This is a genomic window from Pararhizobium antarcticum, assembly GCF_001885585.1.
GTDB classification, from domain to species: Bacteria; Pseudomonadota; Alphaproteobacteria; order Rhizobiales; family Rhizobiaceae; genus Pararhizobium; species Pararhizobium antarcticum.
This window is the reverse complement of record NZ_LSRP01000153.1, coordinates 1-7,127: the sequence shown is the minus strand read 5'-3', so window position 1 is coordinate 7,127 and position 7,127 is coordinate 1. Positions and strand designations below refer to the sequence as shown.

Genomic DNA, 7,127 nt, shown 5'->3' with positions numbered 1-7,127 from the left:
CGTGTGACTGCCCTAGGCAATTGATTTTATTTGAGAAAATATGAATTTGCTTTTGCGAGGACCAGACGTTGGGGTTGTGTCTGGGCAATGCCCCGCGGATAAAATGCGGCAGGTTGGTGCTGCGTAGAAACAGGTATTGCTGCTTCAAGTCGAGTATAGCCGGAAATGGCGCTTGAAAATAAGCAAAAATATTTTTGAAGCGCCACGAAAAAGATTCAATTCAACGCGCGCCGAAAGCCTCCGGCGATAATTTTCCGGTCGACGAGGGCGCAGATGTGCCGTTTCGGGACGGGGGAAGGGGCCGCCCGGCAGTGGCACTGGCCTGTATGTGTGTTTTGAAGAGCGGATCGGCGACGGAAGAGCCGGACACAAACAAAAACCGCGCCGATCGACGCGGTGCGGTTTCAAGGAAGGTCGTTATGTGTCGGGTGGGCTAGAGGAATTCGCGCAGCGTCTCGCGCGTCTGGATGCCGAGGAATTCGATCGCCACGCCTTCCTGGAAATGGCGGACGACCCGGCCCTTCATGCTGCCGAGCAGAATGGCTGCGCCCATCGCAGGGCGGGTTTCGATGTCGACGGCGGCGCCGGACAGCGAAAGGTCAATCAGGCGGCAGGTGTACTTGCTGCCATCGTCGAGGGTGATTTCGGTGCGGATCTTACGTGGCGCCAGTCGATCGTGACGACGGTCTTCCGGCAGCCCAAGTTCGTGTTTGTTGGCAATCCAGGTCAACTGCGCCGCGAGCTTTTCACGCTTGCGGTCCGTTGCATTGATCTGGATGACGAAGACGTTGTCGGCGAGTTTCGAGACATTGCCCTCAAGCCGACCGACGTGATCGACATAGGCAATGATGCGTTCGCCGGCCCGCGGCCGTGCATCGCAGGTGAACACGACATCGCCCGGCGACATGTCGACGGCGGTGCAATCATACTCGTCGTGATTGGCGAGCATGAGGCGGCCGGTCAGGTTGACGGAAACGCGTTGAAACGCGCCTTCGCTGTGCTGTTTTGTGCCGGTATTCTGTGCTTGCTGAAACGAATACATTGATCACTCTGATGACACGTTCACCGAAGTTTGAAGCATACACCCGCGCGGGTTAATAGAACGTTTGTGGTTGTAGGCTCAATCCTGCCGGCCGCCTTCGAATACGCGCAGGTGCAGAACACGGCGGATGGCATTGCCGATTCCGTCCTGCCGGTGCCGTCCGGCCACCGGCGGGACAGGAATTTCCGGTCGGTTCTGCAGGAAGACATTGGTTTTCGCCGTATCGAGAACGCGAATACCCGAAAGATCGAGATAGTTGAGCGGGGTCGCATTCAGCCAGTGGGGGCGCGAGAGCGGGGCGATCGCGCCGATGACCCGGTCTACCGCGCCGTCCGGCGAGCGCAACGGCAGGAGAATGACTTCGATCGGCAGGCGTTCGCGCGCTCCGGCAAGCGCGGTTGCCGACAGGATCACCGGTGTCCTGCGCTTCATAACCTCGGCTGCGATCCGGCTCATCCGGCTGGTCTGGTCCGCCAGCCAGAGTGCGTCGAACGCGCTGCCGCGCAGTTCTCGTGCAAACAGCGCGCAGATATGCGTTCCGGCAAGGCGAAAACGGATGCCTTTCTCGGGCTTGGACTCCAGTATGAACAGGTCGGGCAGGATGTGGCGGATATCTGCCGGTTCGATCTGGGCACGTCCCGGTACGTCACGATGTCCGCGCAACGTGTCCCAATAACTGTAGATGTCGGCTGTTGTCTTGCTGCGCATGCGATATTCCATATTCAAGCCTCTGTGCCGTCATGGCACATATCGCCCTGTCGATGGGCGTTCTGGGCTCCCCCACGCGATTTCCGTGCCAGCGGGAAATTAAGGTTAACCAATGGTTTGCATTGCCGTTTCCAGATCGTCGTGGCAATCAAAGGACAGCACTTCGAAGGGTTGTCCTTCAGCACAAAATTCGGGCTCGGGGTAATGGGGGCTCACCGGCCGTTCAGTCTGACTGAACGGCCATTTTTTTAAGCGCAGTGCCGCGTGCTGCTTTCGGGCAGGGCGCTGAACTGGCCATTTCGGATCGACGTCAAGACTTGATTAAGGCCGCTCTAAAGAACGTTTCGCGTGCTGGACGTTTTGCCGTGTCCCGCCTAAATCTGCGCTCAATGGCTAATTAAAGAGTTCCCTGTTCCGACGGTCGACTGTATCGCCCCCTGCGGTGGCACTTGAAACAGCCGCTTACTTTGATGGGAACCAGCACGGATTCCGAAGAAAAACGCGAGAAAAAATGACCGATCAAAAGGGTGATGTCCCACAGCCTGCAGACCAGCCGTTGATGACGAGCGATGGTCCTCCCGAGGAAGCTGTCGCGCCGCCGCTGCGCGAGCCGGCCTTCAACCTGCCGGGAAGCCTCGTCGTCATCCTCGTAGTGCTCGTGGCGATCCATGCGATCAGGACATATCTTCTGCCCGTTGCGCTTGATGCGGATATCCTCTTCAATTTTGCTTTCCTGCCGGCGCGTTACGACACCAGTGGTGTTACGTATGCATTGCTCAACACAAGCATGGCCTGGTTGTGGAGCCCCATCACCTATTCGCTGTTGCATGGCAGTTGGGAACACGTGATCTTCAACGGTTTCTGGATGGTTGCTTTCGGCGCTCCGGTCGTGCGCCGGATCGGGCTTGTGCGACTGGCCGTCTTCTGGTGTCTCTCCGCCGGTGCGGCGGTCGCCCTGCATGTTGTCTTCCATTGGGGCGAGATGACATTTGTCGTCGGCGCCTCCGGGGTCGTCGCTGGCCTGATGGGGGCGGCGGCGCGTTTTGTGTTTTCCCCCAGCGGCCGGATCAGTCGGCAGTTCGCCCATCTGAACCGTCGCCTGTCGATCGGTGAAGCCCTGTCAAACCGATCGGTGCTGATGTTTTCGGGCATCTGGTTTCTGACCAACCTCCTGATCGGTCTTGGCCTGTTTGCGGTGGGTGGGGCAGGCGCAATCGCCTGGGAAGCCCATATTGGCGGTTTTCTCTTCGGTTTCTTCCTCTTTAGCCTGTTTGATCCACGCCGATAGCAGCACCGGGCCGCGAGCGACGGCGCTTGATTTCCGATCCGGGGTAGCGCACCATCCTGCGACCCGGGGCAAGGCTGTTGCAGTGCCGTTTCTCCGGGGGCCGGGTAGGGCCCTTGCGCGTTGAGGAGAACGCGCCGGGGTGTGACCGCCGATCGGGCGAAGCCTGCAACGGACTTGCGTGTGCAGCTTTGCTACCATGATCGCCCGGCCAGACGCATGATGCTGTCAAATGGGAGATTTCGGATGTCTGTACGGCATATTCTCGATGAAAAAGGACGCAACGTCATTACCGTCGGTCCGCAGGTGACCGTGCGGGAGGCTGCGACGTTCCTGCACGACAATCATATTGGTGCGGTTGTTGTTGTAGACGCAAAGGGGGGCATCGCCGGAATTCTGACGGAACGCGACGTCGTGGCGTCCGTGGCGAAATACGGCGCCGACTGTCTCGACAAGTCTGTCTCGGCCGTGATGTGGTCGAATGTCTACTGCTGCACCGAGGAAACCAGCATCAACGCGCTGATGGAGATGATGATCAAGCGCCGTGCGCGTCATCTGCCCGTGGAGAAAAACGGTCATCTCGTCGGCATCGTGTCGATCGGCGACGCGGTGAAAAACCATATTCGGGCGATCGAGCAGGAGGCCGAGCACATCAAGGCCTATATCACCGGCTGAGGTCCGGCCTGTCGTCGCCATCCGTTGCTGTCCGTCCTGCAGCGGCCGCCGTCCAGAGCGGCGCGTCTGCTGCGGGTATGGCTACCGGATCATGACTTCCTGAAGGCGCTTCAACTCGCTGAGCTTGGCCTTGGTTTCCTGATAGCCGCGGTCGATGGCTTCGCCGGCGCGGTGAAACTCGGACAGGCCGATGTCGCTCATCTTCGGATGCAGCGCCAGGTCCGGCGGATCGCCGGCAAGGCGGGCGCGTGAAATGCGATCCTGGATGATGTTGAACGCCTGCACCATGACGCCGGTCATGCCGAGGCGCGAGGTGGGCTCCGCCGGCGCCGGCTTGCGCGATGTGTCCATCGGCAGGACGCTCGCATTGTGCTTGATGACGGCAGAGCGGCCGTAGAGATCATAGTGCAGGTTGACGGCGACGACCAGCGGCTGCTCATAGGCGCGGCAGACGGAGACCGGCACCGGATTGACCAGGGCGCCATCGACCAGCGTCCGGTTGTTGCACTTGATCGGCTCGAAAATGCCCGGCAGCGCGTAGGAGGCGCGGATCGCGGTGATCAGCGAGCCCTGGCCGATCCAGACCTCGTGGCCGCTGTTGACCTCGGTTGCCACCGCCACGAAAGGCCGGTCGAGGCCTTCGATGGTCATGTCCTGCAGATGTTCCTGCATGCGCCGCGTCAGACGCAGGCCGCCGAACAGCCCGCCGCCGCCGATCGCGAAATCGAGCAGGCCGGCAATGCGCCGCATGGTCAAAGAGCGGGCGAAGGTTTCGAGTTCGTCGAGCTTGCCGGCCAGATAACAGCCGCCGACCAGCGCCCCGATCGAAGTGCCCGCGATCATGCCGACATCGATGCCTTCCTCGTCGAAGGCGCGCAGCACGCCGATATGGGCCCAGCCGCGGGCCGCACCGCCGCCGAGTGCCAGCGCGATCTTGGCCTTGGCCGGTTTTGCTTCGATGGGCGGCGGAGGGGTCAAGGTCAAAGAGGGCCCACCGGGGGCCGAAGCATCTGCGGTCGTGCCGCTGCGATTAAATGTCCAGTTCAACATTCGGCACCTCCATGCGGCAGAACGCTTCGCCGGGACCATTTTCCCGGCTTTGCAATGGCCGCACAGCCCGTGCGATCATTGCGTATTCTGCGCTTTCGCTCTTCGGTTCCCCGTTCCCTTGGGAACCGCCCGCTTCAATCAGATTACACGCCGGTCTGGTTGCGAATTCATGAATAACGTTAAAAATTGAACCAAAATGCGTCAGATGCTTAATTTTTGCCGTAGATCTCGTCGGGGTGGAAATGCTGCTCGTGGTCGACGATGTCAAGCGACGCCTGGCCATCGGCAGCTGCGACCGTCCGGTAGAAGCAGGAGCGCCGGCCCGTGTGGCAGGTTGCCGCATGGCCGGCGACCGTGACCTTGAGCCAGATTGCGTCCTGGTCGCAATCGGTGCGGATCTCGACGACGCTCTGCAGGTTTCCGGAGGTCTCGCCCTTTTTCCACAGGCTTTTGCGCGATCGGCTGTAATAATGGGCGATGCCGGTGTCGAGGGTCAGTGCCAGCGCCTCGGCATTCATATGGGCGACCATCAGCAGCATGCCGTCGCCGGCATCGGTGACGACGGCGGTGATCAGGCCGTTGCTATCGAAGCGCGGGGTGAAGGCCGATCCGGTTTCCAGTTCGGCCTTGTCGGAGGAGGGGCTGGCGAAGACGGTGGGCATCGGGATAGGCTCCTTTGGTGACGGAGCTTACTTCCAGCCCCGGAGCATGGTCATGAACCGGACCTGCTCGGCAGGATCGGACTTGAAGGAACCCGTAAAGGTGGTGGTCAGCGTTGTCGAGCCCTGTTTCTGGACTCCGCGCATCGCCATGCACATATGTTCGGCCTCGATCATCACGGCGACGCCGCGCGGCTGTAGCGTATCGTCGATCGCCTTGGCGATCTGGGCCGTCATGGTTTCCTGGGTCTGCAGGCGGCGGCCGTAGATATCGACGACGCGGGCGATCTTCGACAGGCCGAGAACCTTGCCATCGGGCAGATAGGCGACATGCGCCTTGCCGATGATCGGCACCATATGGTGTTCGCAATGGGAGAAGAACGGGATGTCCTTGACCAGCACGAGGTCGTCATAGCCGCCGACCTCCTCGAAGGTGCGACCGAGCACGTCCTCGGCGGCAAGATCATAGCCGGAAAACAGCTCCTTGTAGGATTTGGCGACGCGGGCCGGCGTATCGAGCAGGCCTTCGCGCTCCGGATCGTCACCGGCCCAGCGCAACAGGACGCGAACCGCATCCTCGGCTTCCTTCTGGCTCGGGCGGCCGTCGGTGCCGGATAGGGCAGGAAAATTCTTGACTATGGCGTCCATGATGGCCTCTTGGCGTAATGCGGCGTTTATCTTTATCGGACAACTCGCCACTGGCCATCGACCCTTTGATCCGGGTCGTGTTTCCGTCGGCGGGCTCCGGGGCTTTCCGGCTTGAAGGGCTTCACCCATCAGACCGTCTGGCACGGTTTCCCAAACAACAGGCGCCCGGTCGCTCTTGCGAACCGCTCGCCCACACACAACATAGCATATAATAGGCCATGACACATGTGAAAGACACGCTTTGGGAGACACTGTGTCTTTTTACAGGTTACGATAAAAAATCATGCCCGGATCATTCCAAAACGCGCAATATTGAACGGATCGCGACCCATGATCGATGACATCTACAACAGCCGGATCCTCGAATTCGCCGGCAACATTCCGCGCACCGGCCGTCTCGACGATGCCGATGCGGAGGCGAGCGCCCATTCGAAGCTCTGTGGCTCCCGGGTCAAGATCTTCCTGAAGATGGAGGGCGAGACGGTCAGCGACTTCGCCCACGAGATCAAGGCCTGCGCGCTTGGCCAGGCCTCGTCGTCGATCATGGCCCGCCATGTGGTCGGCGCCACGGCCCTCGAACTGCGACAGGCGCATGCCGACATGCTCGCCATGCTGAAGGCCGATGGCGAGGGGCCGAACGGACGTTTCGAGGACATGCGTTTCCTCAAACCCGTCAAGGACTACAAGGCCCGCCATGCCTCGACCCTCCTGACCTTCGACGCCGTCGTCGACGCGATCGGACAGATCGAGGCGAAGCGGCTTGAAAATGCCGGCTAGGCGCCTGGCGGCGCGCCCGTTGTTCCGCCGCTGCGGCCTTCCCGCCAAAGGTAGCGCGAAGCGCCGGATGAGGGGGGCCGAAGGCCACGTCTTTCTGGCTCCGGCTTTGCGCCGAAGCGCGCCCTCATCGCCTCGCCTTCGCTCGGCTCTTCTCCCCGTGGGGGAGAAGAGGGAAAGCGGTTTGCGCTGATGTGCAACAACCCCAAACACAACCATATCGACCCCAGCACCCCGCGCCCCTATCGCGGCCGCAACTATGCCGGTCCGTTCAAGAAGACGCCGG

Annotated in this window: 8 protein-coding genes; 3 read left to right on the top strand and 5 right to left on the bottom strand. The window is 60.8% G+C overall.

Annotated elements, in window-relative coordinates:
* Positions 1-433: 433 nt before the first annotated feature.
* Positions 434-1,042 carry a PilZ domain-containing protein gene (locus AX760_RS25855; protein WP_071835893.1) on the bottom strand — a complete coding sequence of 203 codons (609 nt, stop codon included), beginning with the start codon at positions 1,040-1,042 and terminating at the stop codon, positions 434-436.
* A 78-nt stretch (positions 1,043-1,120) separates the two neighbouring features.
* Positions 1,121-1,750 carry a PAS domain-containing protein gene (locus AX760_RS25850; RefSeq protein ID WP_071835892.1) on the bottom strand — a complete coding sequence of 210 codons (630 nt, stop codon included), beginning with the start codon at positions 1,748-1,750 and terminating at the stop codon, positions 1,121-1,123.
* 559 nt (positions 1,751-2,309) lie between these two features.
* Between AX760_RS25850 and AX760_RS25845 the strand changes: the two genes are divergently transcribed.
* Both AX760_RS25845 and AX760_RS25840 read left to right on the top strand, forming a co-directional pair.
* Positions 2,310-3,038 (top strand): rhomboid family intramembrane serine protease, encoded by a 729-nt coding sequence (locus AX760_RS25845; protein WP_071835894.1) that lies wholly within the window; start codon positions 2,310-2,312, stop codon positions 3,036-3,038.
* Positions 3,039-3,281: 243 nt separating this feature from the next.
* The gene (locus tag AX760_RS25840; protein ID WP_071835891.1) at positions 3,282-3,710 is read left to right on the top strand and encodes a CBS domain-containing protein; all 429 of its coding nucleotides are present in this window, start codon (positions 3,282-3,284) and stop codon (positions 3,708-3,710) included.
* A gap of 81 nt (positions 3,711-3,791) precedes the next feature.
* Here the strand turns inward: AX760_RS25840 and AX760_RS25835 are convergent, their stop codons facing one another.
* The 3 genes from AX760_RS25835 to folE form a co-directional block, all read right to left on the bottom strand.
* Positions 3,792-4,760, bottom strand: coding sequence for a patatin-like phospholipase family protein (locus AX760_RS25835; RefSeq protein ID WP_071835890.1), 969 nt, complete (start codon positions 4,758-4,760; stop codon positions 3,792-3,794).
* Between the two features lie 209 nt (positions 4,761-4,969).
* The gene (gene hisI, locus AX760_RS25830) at positions 4,970-5,422 is read right to left on the bottom strand and encodes a phosphoribosyl-AMP cyclohydrolase (RefSeq protein WP_071835889.1); all 453 of its coding nucleotides are present in this window, start codon (positions 5,420-5,422) and stop codon (positions 4,970-4,972) included.
* 27 nt (positions 5,423-5,449) lie between these two features.
* A complete protein-coding gene (gene folE / locus AX760_RS25825; RefSeq protein ID WP_071835888.1) occupies positions 5,450-6,067 on the bottom strand; it encodes a GTP cyclohydrolase I FolE in 618 nt (205 codons plus the stop codon).
* A 330-nt stretch (positions 6,068-6,397) separates the two neighbouring features.
* On the opposite strand from folE, the gene AX760_RS25820 reads away from it, so the two are divergent.
* Positions 6,398-6,844 carry an iron-sulfur cluster assembly scaffold protein gene (locus AX760_RS25820; protein WP_071835887.1) on the top strand — a complete coding sequence of 149 codons (447 nt, stop codon included), beginning with the start codon at positions 6,398-6,400 and terminating at the stop codon, positions 6,842-6,844.
* The last annotated feature ends 283 nt before the right edge of the window (positions 6,845-7,127 follow it).